The following is a 23,210-nucleotide window of genomic DNA, read 5'->3' on the forward strand; positions in this document are numbered from 1 at the left end:
ATTTTAATTAAAAAATAAACTTTATCTTCAACTCGTTGTTTAAAACAACGAGTTTTTTTATTTAAATGTAAGTGATAAAAAAAATACTACATATTACCTCTATCTTATTCTGTTTCTATACTATAGCACAAGAAAACTCTTCTCATATTACTGCTAGTTTAGATACTTTAAAACATACACTTATCATTCAACAAAAATTAACTTACATAAACACCTCAAACCAACCTTTAGAAGAAATTTATTTACATAATTGGGGGAATAGTTTCAAAGATAATAGCACTCCGCTAGGAAAAAGATTAATTAAAGATTATAAGAAAGATTATTATTTTTCAGAAGAAAGCGAACGTGGTTATTCTAAAGTACATAGTATTACTTCTAACAATTTAGAATTAGATTTTCAAGAAGTTCGCGAAACAAATGATATTATTCAAATTCAATTAAATAATGCACTTGCAATTAAAGATAGTATTACTTTAACAGCTAAATACACGTTAAAAATCCCAAAAGCTCGTTATACAGGTTATGGTAGAACTAATGATGGTTATCATTTGCGATTTTGGTATTTAGTTCCTGCTATTTATGAAAATGGATGGCAGTTAATGAGTAATTTAAATATGGACGATCTTTATGAAGATGTTACTGATTACACTTTAGAAATTGATATTCCTAAAACATTAAATCTAGAAAGTAATTTATATCAATATAAAACGGAAAAGGAAAATTTTAATCATTACTACCTTGTTGGTAAGAAAAAGAAAGACATTATACTAAGTATTAGTAACCGTAAAAAATTTAGAGTTTTTAAAACTAAAAACACTCAAATAAAAACAGATATTTTCGATAAACGCATTGAATTAATACAAGCAAATGAAATTGTAAATAAGCAAATAGCTTTTATAGAAGATTTTATTGGTTCTCATCCACATACAGAGATTTTAGTAGATGGAAATACAGTAAACAAAAACTCTTTAAAAGATATTTATGGTATTCCTAATTGGTTACGCCCTTATCCAGAAAACTTTAAATGGGAAATCCGATTTTTTAAAGCTCTAACTAGTAAATACATTGACGATGTTCTTTTATTGAATAATCGAAAAGATTATTGGCTTTGCGATGGTATTGAAACATTTTTAATGATGGAATACATCAATAAATATTATCCAGACGTAACTGTTTTCGGACGATTTTCTAAGATTTGGGGGTTTAAAAATTATAATCTTGCTAAACTAAAGCAAAATGATAAACAAGCATTCTTTTATCAATTTAGCGCAAGACGTTTCTTTGATCAATCTTTAACAACACCTGCAGATTCTCTATCTAATTTTAATAGAAAAATCGTAAGTCCATACAAAGCTGGATTAGGCTTTAAATATTTACAAGATTTTTTAGGTGATGATGTTCTAAAAAAATCATTCCAAGAATTTTATAAAAATCAATCATTACGAATAACAAATTCAGAAAGTTTTAAAGAGATTTTACAACGAAATACTGACAGAAATTTAGATTGGTTTTTTGGTGATTATGTAAAAACCACTAAAAAAATTGACTATAAAATTAAAAAAGTAAAACAAATAAAATTTGAAGATTCCTTAGAAGTTACCATAAAAAACAAACGTAATATCACTGCTCCTGTTTCATTGTACGGAATTAAAGATGATTCTATAAAATTTAAAACTTGGGTTACAAATGTTGACAGTATAAAAACGATTAAAATTAAAGCAGGTGATTTTGATAAGTTAGCTTTAAATTATGAACAAATTTACCCAGAATACAACTTCTTAAACAATTACAAGAAAACGAATAATGCTATAATTAGCAAACCTATCCAATTTCGATTTTTAAAAGACATTGAAGATCCAAACTTCAATCAAGTTTTCTTTAATCCGAATGTGAAATTTAATTTATATGATGGAATGATCTTAGGAGTTAACTTTAATAACAGAGCTATTATTCGACATAATTTCGATTTTAGTATTACTCCGAATTACGCTTTTAGAAGTGAAAATTTAACGGGTTCTTTTTCTTTAGGATATGATCACTTTTTCGAAAAATCTAAAATCTATAAAATTCGTTACGGAATTAGTGGTAGCAACTTTCATTACGCTCCAGAATTAAGTTATAATACAATCTCTCCATTTGTAAACATTCAATTCAGAAGAAATACACTTAGAGATGTTGGAACCAAATTTTTATTATCAAGAATTGTTTATGTCGATCGAGAAATTAACCCAACAGATACAGAAATTGAAAGCGACAAATATCAAATTGTAAACTTTAGATATATATACAGCAAACCAGATGTTGTAAAAAGATTTCAATATGCCATTAATGGAGAATTTGCCGACAATTTCACTAAGTTCTCAACAGACATTCGCTATTTAAGATTCTTTTCTGAAAAACAGAGTTTTAATTTAAGATTTTTTGGAGGTTTCTTTTTATATAACCATTCTCAAGGAGATTTCTTTAGTTTCGGTTTAAACAGAAGTTCAGATTATTTATTTGAACAAAATTTATTTGGAAGATCTGAACGCTCGGGATTATTTAGTCAACAGTTTGTAGTTTCTGATGGAGGTTTTAAATCTTTCTACAAAGAACATTCTTTTGCAAATCAATTAATGCTTTCTGGGAATACAAGCGTTAGTGTATGGAGATGGGCAGAAATTTATAACGATTTTGCCATGTTAAAGAGTAAAAATACGAAAGCTCGATTTTTCTATGAAAACGGAATTCGTTTAAATTTTGTTCCAAACATCTTCGAATTTTACTTCCCTATTTATACAAACGAAGGATTTCAAATTAATCAACCAGAATATCCAAGTAAGATACGTTTTGTGATTACAACAAGTTTAGATCGTGTTTATAACTTTTTACGACGCGGGTTATTGTAGATAACTCAACAAAACACCACTTTTTTTGCTTTTTTTACGATTTATTCAAACTCTAAGGCAGATTTTTAAATTTCATTTAAAAAACCTATCTTTGCAGCAATAGCCAAAACAAAACTTTTTATTTATGACTGTAAAAGTAGCTGTACCAAACTCACAACAGATATCATTCGAAGATTTTAAAAAAGAAGTATTAAATGATTATCGAATCGCCAAAATGAGTCGAGAATGCAGTTTACTCGGTCGACGAGAAGTATTAACCGGAAAAGCTAAATTCGGAATTTTTGGTGATGGTAAGGAGGTACCTCAATTAGCTTTAGCTAAAGCTTTTAAAAATGGAGATTTTAGATCGGGGTATTATCGTGATCAAACTTTCATGATGGCCATTGGTGAGTTAACTGCTCAACAATTCTTTGCTGGTTTATACGCACACACAGATATTGTACAAGAACCAATGTCTGCTGGTCGTCAAATGGGTGGACACTTTGCAACACATTCTATAGATGAAAATGGAAAGTGGAAAAACTTAACACAACAAAAAAACTCATCTTCTGATATTTCTCCTACAGCAGGACAAATGCCTAGATTATTAGGTTTAGCTCAAGCCTCAAAAATATATAGAAATGTAAAAGGACTTGAAGGATTTACTAATTTTTCAAATGAAGGAAATGAAGTTGCTTGGGGAACAATAGGTAATGCAAGTACTAGTGAAGGTTTATTTTTTGAAGCAATTAATGCTGCTGGAGTTTTACAAGTACCTATGGTAATGAGTGTTTGGGATGATGAATATGGTATTTCTGTTCACGCAAGGCATCAAACAACAAAAGAGAGTATTTCTGAAATATTAAAAGGTTTCCAAAGAGAAAATGAAAGCAACGGTTATGAAATTTTCGTTGTTAATGGTTGGGATTATGTGAAATTAGTTGATGTATATAATAAAGCTGGAGAAATTGCAAGGGAAAAACATATTCCTGTTTTAATTCATGTTAAAGAATTAACACAACCACAAGGACATTCTACTTCTGGTTCTCACGAAAGATATAAATCTAAAGAGCGTTTACAATGGGAACAAGAATTCGATTGTATTGCTAAAATGAGAGCTTGGATTATAGATTTTGAACTTACAGATGAATCTGGTAATACCTTACGTTTCATTGAAAGTGAAGAAGAACTTACTACTATAGATAAAGAAATTAAAAGAGAAGTAAGCGCTGCTAAACGTAATGCATGGAATGCTTTTTTAAATGAAATAAAGGCTGAATTAAATAGTGCTACTAAAATTTTAGATCGTGTAGCTTCAAAAAGTAAAAATGGTTCTTTTATCACTAAATACAAGAATGATTTAGAAGCTTTAGTTGAGCCAATTAGAAAAGATATTTTAGTTGCTTGTAGAAAAACACTACAATTAATTGTTGACGAAAAGTTCCCAGAAAAAATAGAGTTACAAAACTTTATAAAAGAAAGAATTGTTGATGCAGCAAATAAATATTCTACGCATTTATATAGCGAAACTGAAAAATCTACATTTAGAGTTCAAGAAGTTAAACCAACTTACGATACTGAGAAAAAAATGGTAGACGCACGTATTGTTATGCGTGATAATTTCGAAGCTATTTTTAACAAATATCCAGAAACTTTAATTTTCGGTGAAGACTCTGGTTACATCGGAGATGTAAATCAAGGTTTAGAAGGTTTACAAGAAAAATTCGGAGAATTAAGAGTATCAGATACTGGAATTAGAGAAGCAACTATTTTAGGGCAAGGAATTGGAATGGCAATGCGTGGATTACGTCCGATTGCTGAAATTCAATACTTAGATTATTTATTATATGCTTTACAAATAATGAGTGACGATTTAGCAACACTTCGTTACAGAACTTATGGAAAGCAAAAAGCTCCTTTAATTATTAGAACTCGTGGTCATCGTTTAGAAGGTATTTGGCATGCAGGTTCTCCAATGGGAGGAATTATTAATAATGTTCGTGGAATTCATGTTTTAGTTCCAAGAAACATGACAAAAGCTGCTGGTTTTTACAATACTGCTTTAGAAGGAGATGATCCTACTTTAATTATAGAGTGTTTAAATGGATATCGTTTAAAAGAACAGTTACCAAATAACTTAGGTGAGTTTAAAACTCCAATTGGTGTTGTGGAAACAATTAAAGAAGGAACAGATATGACTGTTATTTCTTATGGTTCTACTTTAAGATTGGTGGAAGAAGCTGCTAAAGATTTAGCTCAAGTTGGAATTAGCATTGAAATTATTGATGCACAAAGTTTACTTCCTTTTGATATTAACCACGATACTGTAAAATCTTTAGCGAAAACAAATCGTTTATTAGTTGTAGATGAAGATGTTCCTGGTGGTGCTTCTGCTTATTTATTACAAGAAATTGTAGAAAACCAAAATGGATATGTACACTTAGATAGTAAACCTCAAACGCTAACTGCAAAAGCACATAGACCTGCTTATGGTACTGATGGAGATTATTTCTCTAAACCTTCAGTAGAAGATATATTCGAAAAGGTTTATGAAATTATGCATGAAGCAAACCCAACAAAATTTAAAAGTTTATACTAGTAAATTTTATATATAAGATTTAAAAACCGATGAAATTTCATCGGTTTTTTTGTTTTCCTATTTTAACTTAACAGTAACTAACTATTTCATATGTTTTTAATAATTTAGTTGGTTTATTAACCAATACTAAATATGCGACGACTACTATTACTTTTACTTGTAATCTGTATAAATATACCTTATCAATCAGAAGCACAAAAAAGAAAATCTAAAAAAGACGACAAAAAAGAAGTTACTAAAAAATCTCCAAAAAAGAAAAAACCTAAATACTCAGATTTTGTAACTAAAAAAACAAAAACAGACGATGGGTTATTCAAAGTTCATGAAACTAACGGAAAATATTATTATGAAATTCCTAAATCATTATTAGGAAAAGAAATGTTATTAGTTAGCAGAATTAAAGCTCTACCTTCTGGCTTTGGAGGAGGTTATATGAATGCTGGTTCTAAAACTAATGAACAAGTAGTTGTTTGGGAACATTATAAAAAGAAAGTTTTATTAAAAATAAAATCTTACCAAGCAATTGCTCACGACTCATTACCAATATACAAATCTGTAAAATCAAATAACTTAGAACCAATAATTCATGCTTTCGATATTAAAGTTCAGAATAATGATTCTACTGCAGTTCTTATTGATGTTTCTAAATTTTTCACTTCAGATATTAAAGCAATAAGCGGTATTGGAGCCAGAGCACGAAAACAATATAAAGTTAGAAGATTAGATCCTAAACGTAGTTTTATTAATTCTATTAAAAGTTACCCAAAAAACATAGAAGTTGTTCAAGATTTTACTTACGATGCAGCTACTCCTCCATCACAAAGAGCCGCTGGAAGTATTAGCATTAGAATGAATCAATCAATGATTATACTTCCTGAAAAACCTATGATGCCTAGAGTTTTTGACAAGCGCGTAGGTTATTTTCCTATTGGAACTGTAGACTATAGTTCTGAAGCTTTAAAAGCGGACTACAAAATGTATATTAGAAGATGGAGATTAGAACCTAAAGATAAGGCTGCGTATAACAGAGGAGAATTAGTAGAGCCAATTAAACCTATTGTATATTATTTAGATCCTGCTACTCCAAAAAAATTAAGAAAATACATTAAACAAGGAGTTGAAGATTGGCAAAAAGCTTTTGAAACAGCTGGTTTTAAAAATGCAATTATTGCAAAGTATCCACCAACTAAAGAAGAAGATCCTGAGTTTAGTATGGAAGACATCCGTTATTCATCTATCCGATATGTAGCAAGCACAACCAGAAATGCTATGGGACCAAGTGTTTCTGATCCACGTTCAGGTGAGATTATTGAAAGTGATATTGTATGGTATCATAACCACTTACGTTCATACAGAAATAGATATTTATTAGAAACCGGAGCTGCTAATCCTTCTGCTAGAACTTTAAATACTCCAGACGAAGAAATTGGAGAAATGATGCGAATGGTAATTGCTCATGAAATTGGTCATGCATTAGGATTACCTCATAATATGGCTGCTAGTTATGCTTACCCTGTAGATTCATTACGTTCAGGAAAATTCACTCAAAAGTATGGTATTGCTGCTACAATAATGGATTACGCTCGTTACAATTATGTAGCACAACCTGGTGATAAAAATATTCGTTTTATTCGTCAAATTGGCCCTTACGATCATTATTCTATTAATTGGGGATATCGTTATTTACCTTTTGCTGGTAAACCTGAAGATGAAATAAAAACTTTAGATAAATGGATTACTGATAAAGCTAAAGATCCTATTTACAAATTCGGAATTCAGCGTTTTAATGGTTTTGATCCGGCTTCTCAAACTGAAGGCATTGGAAATGATCAAGTAAAAGCTAGTACTTATGGAATTAAAAACTTAAAAATAGTTGCTAAAAACTTACAAAAATGGACTTCTGATCAAACTAATAATTATGATGATTTAAATGAATTATATCGAGAATTACTTGGTGTTTGGAGCAGATATTCTGGTCATGTTGTTGGTAATGTAGGTGGTGTTTTTGAAGATAATAAAAAACCTGAACAAACAGGAAATGTATACACTGTACTTTCAAAAGCAAAACAGAAAGAGTCTTTAAACTGGCTACTTAAAAATGTATTTACTACTCAAAATTGGTTATTAGACAAAAATATTCTAGCTAAAATTAACCATACAGAATATACCAATAGAATGCTATCACTACAAAACAGACAGCTTTCAGGTTTATTAAATACAAGTAGATTAGAACGAATGATTAACTCTGAAGTTATAAGTTCTGATTTCTACAGTGTTTCAGAATTTATAAGAGATTTAAGAAAAGGATTGTTTTCTGAAACTAATGCTTTAAGAAATGTAGATGTTTACCGAAGAAATTTACAGAAGAGTTTTATAGGTAGAATGGAAAAGTTATTAAAGAACGATAAAATTACTAACACTGACATTCCGTCTATTGTAAGAGGAGAATTAACATCTTTAAAAAGTCAGTTAAACATAGCTAGTAAAAGAGCTACAAATAGAATTACAAAATATCATTATAAAGACTGTTTAGAAAGAATTAATTCAATTCTAAATCCAAAAAACTAACAATAAAAAATCCCGATGAAATTCATCGGGATTTTTTATTGTTAGTTCAATTTAAGAATACTATTCCTCTACTTTTACATCTTGTACATCTACTGGTACATTTTTAGATTCGTAATCTTTAATTTTTTCATTAATTAAATTAATAAAAATCGATTCAGAAAAATCACTGTTCTCTACAATTTCTTGTAAAGCTTTAATTCTTTCTGTCATTGTTGGTTTCGTCATTGCAATACTAGCATATTTTGCAGTTGCAATATCCACAGATTTATCTGAAATATTGTTTGATTTTACCCAAACTTCTTCAATATATTTCCCAGTTGTTCTTTTTCCTTTTACTTGAATCCAATCGTCTTGATTTCCAATAACTGCAATAATATCCATTGGACTAAATTCATTCTCAGTCTTAGTTAATAAATCTGGTCTTTTGTATACACTTGCATTTTTAACCATTACTCCTACTTTACCATTAACTGCTAAAAACGGTGCTCTAGACCAACCTTCTTTACCATCAATTAATTTTACTTTAAAGTAATCTTTCTTAGATACAGAATCAATGTATTTTTCTCCTGTAAAATACACTTTTTCACCTAAACTCATAGAAGTAATCCACTTACCTTTTCCAGAAGGAGTTTCTCTAACAGATAACTTATCTAATAAACAAATTGCATCTCCAGATCCATCATCTACAGAAGAGGTCTTTTCTGTTTCAGAATTGTTATTTGTTTCTACAGAAGTACTTTTTGAAGTTCCGTTTTCAGTTTTACACCCAATCACTAATAAAGAAATTGAAATTACAGCAATAAATATTTTTTTCATTTTATTTAATTTTAACTACAAATATATAATTATAACTAACATTATCTTTTTTAAGTTATTGTAAACACAATTAAAACCATTTTTACTAGCGTTTTTTATTTTTTTGATAAGATTGAATTTCCAATTCTACAAGACAAACATTTTTTCTCATTACAATAATTTGTTTTTAGTTGGAGTAAAGCTTGACTCTCTAAAGCATTTTTTGAGCTAATTTTTAACGATTCAAACTTTTGAATAATAGTATTTTTCTCTGGCTGAATATTTTCTAGTAATTTAAAAAAGGGAGCTTCATCAAATTCGTCTCTGTGTTTTAAATACACAAACTTTAATGGTAAAATAGTATTGATTAAAAGTAAATCTATAAATGATTTTGTTAATCGTTTTTTATTCTTCTTTGATGTTTTCATAAACGTATAATGCTCTTCCCAAAATTCATTTACACCAGTGGAAATTAATTCATAAAAACCATGTATATTTTCTAAATGAATTAGTTTAGAAAATAAACTTCTGTAACTTGAATACAAAGTAGCTATTTGCGCTAATCGTATAGTTGGAAAATTATTAGGTCGCATTCTAAAAAATTGAAATTCATTTTTATCTAATGAACTCAGCTGGTATTTATGCTTTAAATATTCATATTCTTTTTTAAGTTTATTTTGATATTCACTTTCCTCTATTTCATTTAAAAATCCTGCTTGACCAAATAACAAAGCTGACAATTGAAATTCATTAGCTCCAATTTTTCGAACCAAAGAAAAATCGAATGAAGTTGCTAATTTTAGAAAAGAATCTCCATTAACTTTAAGCCCGAAATTTTTGACTAACAATTGAAACAATACGGCTTCAAAGTCATAATTTGTATTTTCTAGTAAAGTGAAAATAAACTTAGATTTACTTTCTAATCGCTCTAAATACAGCCGTTCTGTAAAGTTTTGATATATAAAACTATTAATCGTGTGAATTTCTTTTTCACAAGAAATCCAATTTGTTTGTTGTTGAAATATTGATGCATATTTTTCTACAATAGAATTATCGATAAATTCTTTTAACTCTAAAGTTGGAATTTGTTTGTTTCCTTTCATGTAAATATCTACATCATGTTCGTAAACAACATGTAAAATTACGGCATCGTAATTTTTATCTTCCTCGTGTTTATGCTGATACCAATCTGATGATTTCACATGAATTTCCACATGACCATACCATAAAATTTCATCAATAATTGCTTTGGCATTGAAAAAATCTGGACCAGAATTTTTATTAGATAATCCAGAATGTAATATTTGAAGTGTTTCTCCTGATGTCAGTTTTAAGTTGAGTGTGTTAAATAACTTGTACTGCCATACATAATGAAGGAAATTTTCTTTCATAGTTTGTAATTTCTTTTTCTTTTTTCGACAATAAATTTATGAAAAATCTACTTAAGTCAATTTTTATAAGTGTATTACCCGTTTTTGCTTTAATCATTTTTGTAAAAACACTTATACAATTCGATAGTAATCTTACTAATGTTGGACTTTTACTTAACACATTACCAATTATAATTTTCTTTAGCTCTTTATTTATAAAACCTGTAGCAAGAACAAGTACAACATTAACTTCTTTTACTGTTCCTGTAATAATTGGAACAGCTGTAACTTTTTTTACATTAAATTTAAATGCAATCGTAATTAGTATAGCATTAGCTTTAGGATGGTTTTTATATTTGACTTGGTATTCTAAATTTGAAAAGAGAGAGCAAAAGATTATCCAAGTTGGAAAAAAATTACCTCCACTAACTTTCGAAAATATTCAGAAACAAAAAGTGAATCTTTCAGAATTTGATAGTAATTATAAAGTTTTGCTTTTTTTCAGAGGAAATTGGTGTCCACTTTGTATGGCACAAATCAAGGAAATAGCAAATCAATATCAAGAACTTTCCAAGAGAAATACTGATGTATTTTTAATTAGTTCACAACCTCATGAATTTACTGAAAATTTAGCTAAAAAACATAATGTTCCTTTTCATTATTTAACTGATAAAAACAACGAAAATGCAAGAAATTTAAATATTCTTCATGAAAATGGATTGCCTATGGGATTTCAAGTTTTTGGATATGAATCTGATGTTGTAATGCCTACTGTAATTATTACCAATAAAGAAAATGAAGTTATTTTTGCAGACCTTACAGATAACTATAGAGTTAGACCAGAACCAGCTACTTTCCTGAAAATCATTGATAAAAATTCACTATAAAATTCCTCATTTTCACTATAGTTTTTTTCAATATTCATTTTCATTTTCAAGTAAAAGTTAATTGTAATTTTGCAATGCATTTATAAAACAAAGCAATGAGTACAACTATTGAAAGTTTAAAATGGCGCTATGCTGTAAAGAAATTTGACGATAATAAATACATATCTGATGAGCAGATACAAACTATAAAAGAAGCTTTTAATTTAACTGCAACATCTTACGGTTTACAACCAGTAACTTTAGTAGTAATTAAAAATAAAGAATTACAAAAACAGTTAGTGGAACATTCTTGGAACCAACAACAAGTAGCACAAGCTTCACATGTTTTAGTTTTATGTGTACCTAAAAAACAAACAACAAAAGATGTTGAAAATTACTTCAAATTAGTAAAAAACATCAGAAATACATCAGATGAAATTTTAAATCCTTTCAAAGATTTTTTAATAGATTCTTTTTCAAAAAAAACTCAAGAAGAATTACTAACCTGGAACAAAAACCAAGCCTACATTACTCTTGGTAATTTACTAACTGTTTGTGCTTTAGAAAAAATAGATTCATGTCCTATGGAAGGTTTTATTCCTGAAAAATATGATGAAATTTTAAAACTAAATGAAAAAAACTTACAATCTGTATTAGTTTTACCGTTAGGTTTTAGAGCTGAAGACGACTATATGAAAGATTTAAAGAAGGTCCGCAAAAATATTGACCAAGTAACCTTGGACTTCAACTAACTAAAAAAATTTTAATTGGGGACTATTTTTTAAAAGTGCTGGCAATTTTATAATTGTTGGCACTTTTTATTTATTCCTATCTTAGTCTTCTAATAAATTTAAAGTAATGCAACCAATACATATTGTACTCTTAATTGTATCCTATTTTAGTGTACTTATACTAATTGCCTATTTAACAGGGAAATCCGCAAACAATCAAACCTTTTTTAAAGCAAATAACTCCTCTCCTTGGTATTTAGTTGCCTTCGGAATGATTGGAGCTTCTTTATCTGGTGTGACATTTATTTCTGTTCCTGGTTGGGTAGAAAATCAACAAATGGGATATATGCAAATGGTTTTGGGCTATATATTAGGGTATGCTATAATAGGCCTTATTTTATTACCTCTATACTATAAACTCAATTTAACTTCTATTTATACTTATTTAGAAGAACGTTTTGGAAAAATGAGTTATAAAACAGGAGCTTCATTTTTTTTAATATCTAGAACTATAGGAGCTGCTTTCCGATTATTTTTAGTTGCTAATGTTTTACAATTAATTTTATTTGATGCTTATGGAATTCCTTTCTGGGTAACTGTTACCATTACCATTTTATTAATTTGGTTGTACACTTTTAAAGGAGGAATAAAAACTATTGTTTGGACAGATACTTTACAGACCTTATTTATGTTGATTGCTGTTGGTGTGTGTATTATTGCAATAAAAGACGCTTTACAAATTGAAAGTTTATTAAGTTATGTAAATGAGAATAAACTCTCTAAAATTTTCTTTTTCGATGATGTAAAAGCTGGAAATTACTTTTGGAAACAATTCTTTTCTGGAGCTTTTATTGCTGTTGTAATGACTGGTCTTGATCAAGACATGATGCAAAAAAATCTTACTTGTAGAAGTTTAAAAGATGCTCAAAAAAACATGTTTTGGTTTACTTTGGTTTTAGTTATTGTTAACTTCTTTTTCCTTGCCTTAGGAATTTTACTTACAGATTTTGCAGCTCAAAATGGTATCGATGCTCATAAAGATCAGTTATTTCCAACTATTGCAATGAGTGGTGAATTAGGAATTGCTGCTTCTTTATTCTTTCTATTAGGTTTAATTGCCGCAGCATATTCTAGTGCCGATAGTGCTTTAACTTCCTTAACTACATCATTTAGTATTGATATTTTAGAAATCGATAAAAAAGAAGATGAAGCTGAAAAAGAAAAAACTAGAAAAAAAATTCATGTATTATTTTCTTTTATTCTGGTGATTACTATTTTAATTTTCAAATATTTTATTGCAGATGAAAGTGTAATTGCGAAAATATTTCAGTTTGCTGGCTATACATATGGTCCGCTTTTAGGATTGTATGCTTTTGGGTTATTCACTAAATTTAATGTAAAAGATGAATTAGTTCCATATATCTGTATTTTATCTCCATTTTTAACCTTTGGAATTAGTTATTACACGAAACATAATTTAGATTTTGATTTTGGATTTTTCATTCTAATTTTAAACGGATTATTAACTTTCTTAGGATTATTAGCAATAAAAAACAGACACCATGCCTAAAAAAGGAAAAGCTAAAAACACAGTAAATAAGGCTAAACATAGTCGATTGATGAAGCAAAAAGAAAACAAGCTTCGACTAGAAAAACAAAAAACTAAAGAACGCTTAAAAGCAATTATAAAAAAAGCAAACGAAGCTAAAGCAGAAGAAAACAATGACAGCACAACAGATAGTTAATAAATTTGATCTTACACAACATCCTGAAGGTGGATATTTTAAAGAAACTTATAGAAGTAACGGAATTATAAAAAATGAGAATTTATCAGAGAATTTTATAGGTGACAGAAATCACAGCACTGGTATCTATTTTCTATTGACTTCAGAGAGTTTTTCTGCATTTCATAAAATAAATCAAGATGAAATGTGGCACTTTTATTTAGGAACATCCTTAAAATTACATATGATTTCTCCTGAAGGTGAATATTCTTTCGTACTTATTGGGAATGATATTGTAAATAACGAGATTCCGCAATTTGTAGTTCCTGCTCAATATTGGTTTGCTGCTGAAGTTGTAGATGAAAACAGTTTTTCATTTACAGGATGCACCGTTGCTCCTGGTTTTGACTTTAATGATTTTGTATTGCCTGAACGAAAGGTATTAATAGAATTATTTCCACAACACGAGGAAATTATTACACGACTTACACATCATTAAAATGAAAAAATTAATTCTTTTTCTATTTATTATTATCTTCTTCACCAACTGTTCTAGAAGTATTGAAAAAAAAGATGAAATTCTAAATAGTATTGAAATTAAATTAGAAAGAGGAGCTTTTCATTACGATACTTTTATTCTAAAAGATACATTACTTACTTTTTACCCAGAAAAACTAAGTAATAATGCTCTTGGAAATGAATCTGAATTAGCTAAATATTATCAAAAGTCTGAGCAATATATTTCCAAAGCACAATTGATGAGTTTAATTCAAAAAATTGAAACTAGTAATATTTGGAAACTCAATGAGAATTATTCTTGCGATCGATCTTGCAAGAGTAACTTAAAAATTACAATCCAACTAGGTGGAAAGAAAAAAATTATCTCTTGTGATGATTATAAATGCGGATGTCCAGAAATACTTCAATATTTAGAAAATGAATTGATAATACTCCATGGAAAAGATTTAAAAAGAATTCATTTACCTGGATGATATATTTAATACGCAACCTTTTTAATTTTTAATATCTATAGAGTATAAACTTTATATGAATATGAAAAAACAAATTAAAACTATTCTATCAATTACATTTTTCACGCTTTTAATAAGTCTTACAAGTTGTTCTAAAGATGAAGAAAATAATATTGAACTTCATAATATAGATGGAAACTGGAAAGTTGCTTACTATATGGAAAACGGTAATAAAATAACAAAAAATGAAAAACCAACTTGGCCTGATTTTAATAATGGAGAAATTACACTAAAACTCACTAAAATTAATGAAGAAGGTAAAAGATTTGTCTCTGGTCATACAGTTACCAATCTTTTTAATGGCGAATATGAAGTAACTAAAAATAAAAATATTTCATTCTCTGTTATTTCAACACTTATATCTGAACCAGAATGGACTCAATTATTTTCTATTAATAAAATAAATCGTTATGATGTTATTGAAGGGAATTTGATTTTATTTTATGATAAAGTTTCTATAGTATTAGAAAGAGATTAATTCACAAAAAGTTATAAGCGTTAAGCTATAATTAACGGGTGTAAATCTTATTGTTAACGGTCTTATATGTGAAAAGTAGCGGATTTTTAAGCACTAGCTTTTTGGTTAATAACTGACCTTAAGTTTATAAAATTAAATTTTGTTAAAGTACCTAAATCGCTATTTTTTGTATACGTTATTATCCACTGGCTTTTTCGTTCAGTTTGTCAACAGAGCTGACTTGAAAACTCTTTTAGTTATTGAGGCACTATAAAAGCAAATGTGCTTGAAAACAGCAAGGAGATTTAATTAATTCATTTGTTTAATTCAAAAAACATTTTTAAATTTGCATACTATAATTAGCGAAAAAAATGTTCTACTATTACGGAAGAAAAAAACAAATATCAAAATATTACCCTGCTCCTCAATTTGATACAATAGTAGAGCCGTTCGCTGGTGCTGCCGCATATTCTGCTTATAAAGATAATTGGAAGAAAAATGTAATATTAATAGAAAAAGACGAAAAAGTTTCCAATATCTGGAATTGGTTAATTAACGAAGCTACTGAGCAAGAAATTCTAAATTTACCTGAATTAAAAATTGGTGAAAAAAGTTCAGATTTTCTTCATATAATTCACGCAGCAACTAAAATGGCTTTTCATTTTAAAACAATCAAAGTTACTGCTGTTCTTGAACGAAATTGGGAAATAAGTAAGAGAATTATGTCTCAAAATTTGTATAAAGTTAAACACTGGCAAATATTAAATGATGATTATTCAAATGCACCAGATATAGAAGCTACCTGGTTTATTGATCCACCTTATAAAGGTGAAGCAGGTTTAGGTTACAGACATAGCAGTAAATTATTGGACTATGATAAATTAGCAGAATGGGCATTAAATAGAAAAGGCGAAGTAATATTTTGTGAAGGTAAAGAAGGTGATTACTTACCTTTTAAACCGTTAGTTGATTTAAAAGGTGTAGCTGGTAAAGTAAATAAAGAAATGATTTATTACAGATCTAATGTTTAGTTCCCGAACAAACTACCTTGTTCTCCAATATCAATGTTTAGTAATTTTGAATACCTGTTAACGTACTCTTTGTTGTCATAAAGTAGAATCCAACCTTCACCCATTTTGATTTTTCCACTTTTACGCATACCTGTAACTTTAGTATTTCTTCCAGTTGTTCCAGATATTTCACCCCAATCGTCAGGTGTTAATGTATCTGAAAAGAAAGCACCAGTTATTGCAGGGAAATTAAAACCATTTTTATCGTTTACAAAATCCCAAACTACACCAAGTAAATAATTAACCTCGCGATGATGTGCTTGCCAAGTTATACCGCTTATTTTTGATACCCTAACTTCTCCCGCCCTCAAATTTGAGCCAGTTTTTAAATTCCCTATTGTTCCTTTAATTTCTATACCTTCAGGATAATTTCTTAAGATTTCTTCTGACGAACCTAAGCCTGAAGTAGGTATAATATCTGGATGCCCTTTTTCTATTGGATTAACTACTGAATCTTGTATATTCTCCACTAATTTAGTGCAGAATACAGCTCCAATCAAAGCACCTGTTGTCTTAAAATCTATGCTACGATATAAATTTGGAGGTAAAGTTTCTAAAAATAAATTTAGGCTATTAACTGATTCTAAAATTTCATTATGTGAAACCTGAAACCCTAAATTTCTATTGAAAGTTTTGTTTATCTTGTAGATCATTGAATAAATCTTTAATACTTATTTCTAAAGCATTGGCAATTTTTTCAATATTTAATAGTGTTATATTTTTTTCTGCTCTTTCAATCATACCAATGTAAGTCCTGTGTAAATCAGCTTTATGCGCTAATTCTTCCTGAGAAAAACCTTTCTGTTTTCGGATTTCTCGAACTCTTTTTCCAAATTTTATTAGTATGCTTTGCTTTGAATCCATTGCTAATTAAAGTATGTAAATTTAACTTTGGTATTCAGCTCAAACAACAGACTATAATTAGCATTATCAGTCAGAGGTAAGAAAAAATCAATGTGTGCAATAGCACTCTTTGCTTTTGTACGGCTGGTTTTTCAGTTGTGTGCAACTTATTAATATTCCCAATGCTCTATTTCAACTTCGTATTTATCTAATTTTGCTCCCCAAATATTTAATCTTTTTTTCTGTTTCACTAACGCTTTACTTGCCTTTCCTCCAGGAATTAAAAGCATAAATCGCTTCATATTTGGTAATTTAAATAAACTTTCTGGTAGCAATCCGAAATCATCCATATTCATCATCTGTATACTTTTCAACTCTTTTAAATTTTCTAAATCAGGTGGAAAAGCTTTCAATCCGCAACCATAACAACCAAAATATTCTAACTTTTTAAGATTAAAAAATGATTTAGGTAAATATCCTAATCCTCCTTTTACATAACCAAAACTAATAGATTTAAGATTCGATAAACTCCCTATAGATTCTGGAATTTTATTGATCGGAGTAGCTCCGCAACCACCACCATCAAACTGTAACTTTGTTAAGTTTTTTAACTCAATTATCTCTTCGGGAATTTCATTGAATTCAGCACATGAAAGATTTAATATTTTTAACTTTTTCAGTTTTAAAATTGCTTTTGGAAATTGTTTAAGCTTTGTTCTATATAATTCTAATAACTCTAAATTCTGAAGATTTGAAATATCAGCAGAAATATCTCTTTCTATGATTGATTCGAATACTAATCCTTTTAATTTTTTAAGTTTAAATACTCCTTTAGGAATATTAGTAATTGGCCCTTTTGAAAAACCAAACCAAGAATATCTAAAATAGGTTAACTCTTGATATTCTGAGATTTCCTTTGGAATAGATTTGTATTTACAACCATCAATTATTAAAGCAACTAAGTTTTCTTTTGAAATTTTAAAAAAATCCTTTGGAAATTCTGTTGATTGATCATCAAGTAATGTTAATGAAACTTTTTTTCCTTTTTCAATTTCAAAAACAGCCTCAGGAATTGACCTCACAGCAACAGGTTTCTGAGCTTTAACGCTTATATCCCAAATAAATAATAGTAAACAAAAATAAGTAGCTTTCATTGTTTTTCATTTTTCACACTTCGAAAAGTACAACTTTTAAATTGAAAAACAGAAGGTATTAAATAACAAAAACACTATTGTAATTTTAAAACTTAATCTCGATTTATATCTACTTTCAAACAACTTAACCAATTAATTAATATTGTATGCATTTTGAATAATATCGTGCATAAAAAAGCTATCCTTTTTAAATAATTTTACCCCGATTAATTCTCTTTAAAACAGATAATTAACCTAAAAAACTTATCTGTTACGCAACACAAAATTAAGTAAAAACTTAAACTATTCTAATTGTGTAAAGGTGTTCAAATTAATAGAATTCAATTAAAAATTTAATCATAATCACATATAAAACAACACTATGCAATAAAATTCATCAATACTAAAAAGTAATATCTTTTTTAAAAACTATTAAATAATTTATATAATGAAAAATAAGTTTACACTCCTAATAGCGACTTTATTAATGTTGCATACTGGGTATTCTCAGACAAATAATTTCTGGAAAAAAAATACTGATAAAACAATCAAGATTCATCAACAAAATACTCCCTTTAACTCCTATTATTTGGATTTTGATAAACTAAAAAAAATTCTTTCTCAATCTCCTAAACAAGGCGAAATTTTAATAAAACCTGAAACAATTGTTACTTTCCCTAATAAATCTGGAGTATTAAAAGAATATAAAATGATTGAAAAATCAAATTTGAACCCAGATTTAGCAAAAAAATTCCCTAGCATTAAATCTTATTCTGGAATTGCGACAGATGGAAGTAGACATACTATTCATATCAACTTAAATTTTAATCAACTTAATGGAGTTATCACAAAACCAGATAACACCCAAGAAACATTTGGCAAGCAATCTAATTCAAATAAAAACCTCTATTCAATAACTTCTATTACTGAAGAGAAAACAAATGATACTTTTAAATGCGGTGTACACAATGAACGCAACTTATCTTCTATTAAAGGAAAATTAAAGAAAGTAACTTCTAATTTTAAAAATAGAAATGCTAATGATGGTATATTAAGAACTTACCGGTTTGCTTTAGCTACAACGGCAGAATTTTCTCAATTTTATATAAATAGAGCTAATGTTATTAATGGTACTAATCAACAAAAAAAAGCAGCAGTACTTGCAGGATTAAATGAAATAATGACTAATATAAACGCTGTTTATGAAAGAGATTTAAGTGTTAGATTTCAATTAGTAGCAAATAATGATGCTATTATTTTTCTTAACTCAAATACTGATGGATTAACAAGTGGTAGCAGTAGTACTTTAATAAATGAAGCTCATGATGTTATTACAAATAGTATTGGTAATAACAGTTTTGATCTTGGTCATGTTTTAGATTTATCTAATACAGGTGGTTTTGGGGGTTTGGGTGTAATATGTGATAATTCAAGAAAAGGAAAAGGAGTTTCTACAGCCAATGATCCTACCGGTAATTTTTTTTATGGATTATTCCTTCATGAAATTGGCCATCAACTAGGAGCTAATCATACTTTTAATAATTACTGTAATGGAAATAGGGTTAACACAAACGCTATTGAACCTGGTAGTGGATCAAGTATAATGTCGTATTCTGGTGTTTGTGCTCCTAATGTAATTAATGATAGAGACACTTATTTTCATGCAAAAAGTATTGAGGAAATGTGGAATATTATTTCAAACACAAACTGTGAAACAAGAATAAATACAGGAAATTCTTCACCAACTGCAAACGCAGGAAAAGATTATGTTATACCAAAATCAACTCCTTTTGTTTTAAAGGGATCTAGTAGTGATGTTAATAATTCTCAAAACAACCTTACCTACACTTGGGAACAAATGGATATAGGTATAGAAGCAATTTCTCCTTATGCAATATCTGGTCCAGCTTTTAGATCTTTACCTCCTTCGTCTACTTCTGAAAGGTACTTTCCAGCTATATCAGGTGTTTCCAGCGGATTCGTTTCTCAATGGGAAAGTCTTCCTGCCGTATCAAGAGAAATGAATTTTAGATTTACAGTTAGAGATAATAACAACGGTGGAGCAAGTACTAATTCAGACAACACAAAAATTACTATTAATGATAATGCTGGTCCTTTTGTTGTAACTTTTCCTAATAGCGATCAAATTATTTGGACACCTGGAACAAATCAAAATATCACATGGAATGTTGCAGGAACAAATAGCAACGATATTAATGCTGCCTTCGTAGATATATTACTATCAACGGATGGCGGAATTACTTTTAATACCACATTAGCTTCTAATGTTCCTAACGATGGTTTACATCAAATTACAGTTCCAAACATTACAGGTAATTTAAACAGAATTATGGTTAGAGGCACAAATCATATTTTTTATGATATATCGAATAAAAACTTTTTTATTTCTGATGGTTCAGATACTACCGCTCCTAGTACTCCTACAGGGTTAGTTGCTACCAATCCTGACAATAATTCTCATATTTCTGCAAATTTAAATTGGACAGCTTCTACGGATAATGTAGGTGTGGCTGGTTATATTATAGTACAAAATGGAGAAGAAATATTTACATGGAATAGTCAAAACACTTCAATTACAATGCGTGGTTTAGATGATGGTACTGAATATACATTTCAGATAATCGCATTCGATGCTGCTGGAAATAGGTCTAACATTAGTACATCTGCAACAATAAAAACTACTGGAAATGCACCTACTGCTCCTAAAAATGTAATAGCAACAAATGTAACTAAAACTGGAGTAACTTTAAATTGGGATCCTTCTACCAGCTCTGGTACTAATATTGATGGATATAGCGTTTTTGTAAATGGTGTATTTACTCTATATACAAAAAACGAAACCCCTAATAATTTAACTTTTGCTCAATTAACAACTCTAGATCCTGATAGAACATACAGCATTACAGTAGGAGCTGTAGATGGTAATAACATAAGATCTAGAAGAAATTCTGTTCCAATAGAAATTAAAACATTAGAAGATAACACCCCTCCTTCTACTCCAACAAATTTAACCGCTACAGTTCCACAATCTCAAAATGAAAATCCGCAAACTGCTGTAGATTTAACTTGGACAGCTTCTACTGATGATACTCGTATTGGAGGATATATTATCGTACAAAACGATGAGGAGGTATTCACTTGGAATAACCAAAGTACAGCAATAACCATGCGATCTCTAACTCCAGGGACTCAATATACTTTTCAAATAATCGCTTTTGACGCTGCTGGAAATAGATCTAGCATTAGTAATTCTGCTTCAATTACTACGGAAGGATCTCAACCAAATGACACTACTCCTCCATCTAATGTTACTAACTTACAAGTTACCGATATTACACAAACAACAGCTAATTTAAATTGGACTATTGCTACAGATAATGTAGGTGTAACTGGTTATGATATTTTTAGAAATAATGAAACCACTCCTTTTCAAACTTCAACAACCAATAGCTTTCTATTAACTAACTTAACTCCTAACACAACAACAACTTACTTTGTAAAAGCTAAAGATGCTGCCGGAAACTCATCAATTAATAATAGTAACACTGTAACAGTAAAAACGTTGCCTCCTACAAATACTTCTTATTGCGAAGCTGGTAATAGAGGAACTAATTATATAGCACAAGTTACATTGGGTAGCATTAATAATTCTAGTGGTAATAATGCATATAGTGATTATACAACTACACAAAGTACAACTGTATCGAAAGGGCAGTCTATAACACTTACTATTACTCCTGGAATTAGTAGTAGTAATTGGAATAATAATGTAGTAGCGGCATGGATAGATTGGAATCAAAATAATTCTTTTGATGATCCTAATGAAAGAGTGCTCTTAAAAACAAGAGGAATTGGAGGTGAAACTAAAAATATAACTGTTCCTAATGATGCTTTAAGTGGTGCTACTAGATTAAGAGTACGTTACAAATGGTATAGTAATCCTAATCCATGTGGAACTTCTTCAACTGATGGTGACGAAGTAGAAGATTATACTATTAATGTTATTGATTCAAATACAGACACTACTCCTCCATCTAATGTTACTAACTTACAAGTTACCGATATTACACAAACAACAGCTAATTTAAATTGGACTATTGCTACAGATAATGTAGGTGTAACTGGTTATGATATTTTTAGAAATAATGAAACCACCCCTTTTCAAACTTCAACAACCAATAGCTTTCTATTAACTAACTTAACTCCTAACACAACAACAACTTACTTTGTAAAAGCTAAAGATGCTGCCGGAAACTCATCAATTAATAATAGTAACACTGTAACAGTAAAAACGTTGCCTCCTACAAATACTTCTTATTGCGAAGCTGGTAATAAAGGAACTAATTATATAGCACAAGTTACATTGGGCAGCATTAATAATTCTAGTGGTAATAATGCATATAGTGATTATACAACTACACAAACTACAACTGTATCGAAAGGACAGTCTATAACACTTACTATTACTCCTGGAATTAGTAGTAGTAATTGGAATAATAATGTAGTAGCGGCATGGATAGATTGGAATCAAAATAATTCTTTTGATGATCCTAATGAAAGAGTGCTCCTAAAAACAAGAGGTATTGGAGGTGAAACTAAAAATATAACTGTTCCTAATGATGCTTTAAGTGGTGCTACTAGATTAAGAGTACGTTACAAATGGTATAGTAATCCTAATCCATGTGGAACTTCTTCAACTGATGGTGACGAAGTAGAAGATTATACTATTAATGTTATTGATTCAAATACTAACTTTGACGTATTTAACAGTAAAAAAAACAGATCAACCTTATTTCCAAACCCTTTTAACGAAAGTTTTATTTTGGATGTAACTCATTTTAATAAAACTAAATTTGAAATTAGTATTTATGATATTGTAGGAAGAATAATTTATCATAAAAAATATAATGAAAATCAAAATAAAATAGAAAACCTAGGATCTCATATTAATGTACCGGGAAATTATTTCTTAAGAATTCATTCAAATCAAAAAACAGAAATTTTAAAAATTATTAAAAAATAAAAGAGTTTTTTTTCAAATTAAAACACCTTTTCAACTTTATGAAAGGGTGTTTTTTTTGTACTAAATTTCAAAAATTATAGTTAACCTACTCACCTAAAAAAAAAAAAAAAAT

Annotated in this window: 17 protein-coding genes; 12 read left to right on the top strand and 5 right to left on the bottom strand. The window is 29.0% G+C overall.

Translation table 11 applies throughout. The features are described 5' to 3' along the window. Nucleotides 1-71: 71 nt before the first annotated feature. The 3 genes from AC2TEO_RS05680 (at nucleotide 72) to AC2TEO_RS05690 (ending at nucleotide 8,034) form a co-directional block, all read left to right on the top strand. The gene (locus tag AC2TEO_RS05680; RefSeq protein ID WP_442267183.1) at nucleotides 72-2,888 is read left to right on the top strand and encodes a gluzincin family metallopeptidase; all 2,817 of its coding nucleotides are present in this window, start codon (nucleotides 72-74) and stop codon (nucleotides 2,886-2,888) included. A 124-nt stretch (nucleotides 2,889-3,012) separates the two neighbouring features. Continuing rightward, nucleotides 3,013-5,466, top strand: coding sequence for an alpha-ketoacid dehydrogenase subunit alpha/beta (locus AC2TEO_RS05685; protein ID WP_442267184.1), 2,454 nt, complete (start codon nucleotides 3,013-3,015; stop codon nucleotides 5,464-5,466). Between the two features lie 132 nt (nucleotides 5,467-5,598). Further along, nucleotides 5,599-8,034: a zinc-dependent metalloprotease gene (locus AC2TEO_RS05690; protein ID WP_442267185.1), complete on the top strand. Its 2,436-nt coding sequence runs from the start codon at nucleotides 5,599-5,601 to the stop codon at nucleotides 8,032-8,034. 60 nt (nucleotides 8,035-8,094) lie between these two features. Here AC2TEO_RS05690 and AC2TEO_RS05695 read toward each other — a convergent pair whose 3' ends face one another. Both AC2TEO_RS05695 and AC2TEO_RS05700 read right to left on the bottom strand, forming a co-directional pair. Beyond that, nucleotides 8,095-8,850, bottom strand: a complete 756-nt coding sequence (locus AC2TEO_RS05695; protein ID WP_442267186.1) for an SH3 domain-containing protein — start codon at nucleotides 8,848-8,850, stop codon at nucleotides 8,095-8,097. 95 nt (nucleotides 8,851-8,945) lie between these two features. Next, on the bottom strand, nucleotides 8,946-10,220 hold the full coding sequence (locus tag AC2TEO_RS05700; RefSeq protein WP_442267187.1) for a DUF2851 family protein: 1,275 nt from the start codon (nucleotides 10,218-10,220) through the stop codon (nucleotides 8,946-8,948). Between the two features lie 38 nt (nucleotides 10,221-10,258). On the opposite strand from AC2TEO_RS05700, the gene AC2TEO_RS05705 reads away from it, so the two are divergent. From AC2TEO_RS05705 to AC2TEO_RS05740, 8 genes are all read left to right on the top strand, one after another. Beyond that, nucleotides 10,259-11,086, top strand: coding sequence for a redoxin domain-containing protein (locus tag AC2TEO_RS05705; RefSeq protein ID WP_442267188.1), 828 nt, complete (start codon nucleotides 10,259-10,261; stop codon nucleotides 11,084-11,086). Nucleotides 11,087-11,181: 95 nt separating this feature from the next. Next, complete coding sequence (locus tag AC2TEO_RS05710) at nucleotides 11,182-11,817, top strand: NAD(P)H-dependent oxidoreductase (RefSeq protein WP_442267189.1); 636 nt, start codon at nucleotides 11,182-11,184, stop codon at nucleotides 11,815-11,817. A 106-nt stretch (nucleotides 11,818-11,923) separates the two neighbouring features. Continuing rightward, entirely contained in the window at nucleotides 11,924-13,366 is a 1,443-nt protein-coding gene (locus AC2TEO_RS05715; RefSeq protein ID WP_442267190.1) for a sodium:solute symporter, read from the top strand. Continuing rightward, complete coding sequence (locus AC2TEO_RS05720; RefSeq protein ID WP_442267191.1) at nucleotides 13,359-13,541, top strand: hypothetical protein; 183 nt, start codon at nucleotides 13,359-13,361, stop codon at nucleotides 13,539-13,541. The genes AC2TEO_RS05715 and AC2TEO_RS05720 overlap by 8 nt, the downstream gene beginning before the upstream one ends. Further along, entirely contained in the window at nucleotides 13,519-14,019 is a 501-nt protein-coding gene (locus AC2TEO_RS05725) for a cupin domain-containing protein (RefSeq protein WP_442267192.1), read from the top strand. Before AC2TEO_RS05720 ends, AC2TEO_RS05725 begins: the two co-directional genes overlap by 23 nt. A 1-nt stretch (nucleotide 14,020) precedes the next feature. Further along, nucleotides 14,021-14,512, top strand: a complete 492-nt coding sequence (locus AC2TEO_RS05730) for a hypothetical protein (protein ID WP_442267193.1) — start codon at nucleotides 14,021-14,023, stop codon at nucleotides 14,510-14,512. A gap of 61 nt (nucleotides 14,513-14,573) precedes the next feature. Next, on the top strand, nucleotides 14,574-15,029 hold the full coding sequence (locus AC2TEO_RS05735; protein ID WP_442267194.1) for an META domain-containing protein: 456 nt from the start codon (nucleotides 14,574-14,576) through the stop codon (nucleotides 15,027-15,029). A 350-nt stretch (nucleotides 15,030-15,379) separates the two neighbouring features. Continuing rightward, a complete protein-coding gene (locus AC2TEO_RS05740) occupies nucleotides 15,380-16,039 on the top strand; it encodes a DNA adenine methylase (RefSeq protein WP_442267195.1) in 660 nt (219 codons plus the stop codon). Here AC2TEO_RS05740 and AC2TEO_RS05745 read toward each other — a convergent pair. From AC2TEO_RS05745 to AC2TEO_RS05755, 3 genes are all read right to left on the bottom strand, one after another. After that, nucleotides 16,036-16,731: a hypothetical protein gene (locus AC2TEO_RS05745; RefSeq protein WP_442267196.1), complete on the bottom strand. Its 696-nt coding sequence runs from the start codon at nucleotides 16,729-16,731 to the stop codon at nucleotides 16,036-16,038. The genes AC2TEO_RS05740 and AC2TEO_RS05745 overlap by 4 nt on opposite strands. Next, on the bottom strand, nucleotides 16,700-16,942 hold the full coding sequence (locus AC2TEO_RS05750; RefSeq protein WP_442267197.1) for a helix-turn-helix domain-containing protein: 243 nt from the start codon (nucleotides 16,940-16,942) through the stop codon (nucleotides 16,700-16,702). Before AC2TEO_RS05750 ends, AC2TEO_RS05745 begins: the two co-directional genes overlap by 32 nt. A gap of 149 nt (nucleotides 16,943-17,091) precedes the next feature. Next, complete coding sequence (locus AC2TEO_RS05755; RefSeq protein ID WP_442267198.1) at nucleotides 17,092-18,075, bottom strand: leucine-rich repeat domain-containing protein; 984 nt, start codon at nucleotides 18,073-18,075, stop codon at nucleotides 17,092-17,094. A gap of 427 nt (nucleotides 18,076-18,502) precedes the next feature. Here AC2TEO_RS05755 and AC2TEO_RS05760 point away from each other — a divergent pair, with 427 nt between their 5' ends. Next, nucleotides 18,503-23,098: a fibronectin type III domain-containing protein gene (locus tag AC2TEO_RS05760; protein WP_442267199.1), complete on the top strand. Its 4,596-nt coding sequence runs from the start codon at nucleotides 18,503-18,505 to the stop codon at nucleotides 23,096-23,098. The last annotated feature ends 112 nt before the right edge of the window (nucleotides 23,099-23,210 follow it).

Source organism: Tenacibaculum aquaeponti (assembly GCF_057221555.1).

Bases quoted from the DNA above. Each gene is read 5' to 3' on its own strand.
- AC2TEO_RS05705 (WP_442267188.1), top strand. From the start codon at position 10,259: ATGAAAAATCTACTTAAGTCAATTTTTATAAGTGTATTACCCGTTTTT.
- AC2TEO_RS05735 (WP_442267194.1), top strand. From the start codon at position 14,574: ATGAAAAAACAAATTAAAACTATTCTATCAATTACATTTTTCACGCTT.
- AC2TEO_RS05750 (WP_442267197.1), bottom strand. From the start codon at position 16,942: ATGGATTCAAAGCAAAGCATACTAATAAAATTTGGAAAAAGAGTTCGA.
- AC2TEO_RS05745 (WP_442267196.1), bottom strand. From the start codon at position 16,731: ATGATCTACAAGATAAACAAAACTTTCAATAGAAATTTAGGGTTTCAG.
- AC2TEO_RS05700 (WP_442267187.1), bottom strand. From the start codon at position 10,220: ATGAAAGAAAATTTCCTTCATTATGTATGGCAGTACAAGTTATTTAAC.
- AC2TEO_RS05720 (WP_442267191.1), top strand. From the start codon at position 13,359: ATGCCTAAAAAAGGAAAAGCTAAAAACACAGTAAATAAGGCTAAACAT.
- AC2TEO_RS05690 (WP_442267185.1), top strand. From the start codon at position 5,599: ATGCGACGACTACTATTACTTTTACTTGTAATCTGTATAAATATACCT.
- AC2TEO_RS05715 (WP_442267190.1), top strand. From the start codon at position 11,924: ATGCAACCAATACATATTGTACTCTTAATTGTATCCTATTTTAGTGTA.
- AC2TEO_RS05760 (WP_442267199.1), top strand. From the start codon at position 18,503: ATGAAAAATAAGTTTACACTCCTAATAGCGACTTTATTAATGTTGCAT.
- AC2TEO_RS05755 (WP_442267198.1), bottom strand. From the start codon at position 18,075: ATGAAAGCTACTTATTTTTGTTTACTATTATTTATTTGGGATATAAGC.
- AC2TEO_RS05685 (WP_442267184.1), top strand. From the start codon at position 3,013: ATGACTGTAAAAGTAGCTGTACCAAACTCACAACAGATATCATTCGAA.
- AC2TEO_RS05695 (WP_442267186.1), bottom strand. From the start codon at position 8,850: ATGAAAAAAATATTTATTGCTGTAATTTCAATTTCTTTATTAGTGATT.
- AC2TEO_RS05740 (WP_442267195.1), top strand. From the start codon at position 15,380: ATGTTCTACTATTACGGAAGAAAAAAACAAATATCAAAATATTACCCT.
- AC2TEO_RS05725 (WP_442267192.1), top strand. From the start codon at position 13,519: ATGACAGCACAACAGATAGTTAATAAATTTGATCTTACACAACATCCT.
- AC2TEO_RS05730 (WP_442267193.1), top strand. From the start codon at position 14,021: ATGAAAAAATTAATTCTTTTTCTATTTATTATTATCTTCTTCACCAAC.
- AC2TEO_RS05710 (WP_442267189.1), top strand. From the start codon at position 11,182: ATGAGTACAACTATTGAAAGTTTAAAATGGCGCTATGCTGTAAAGAAA.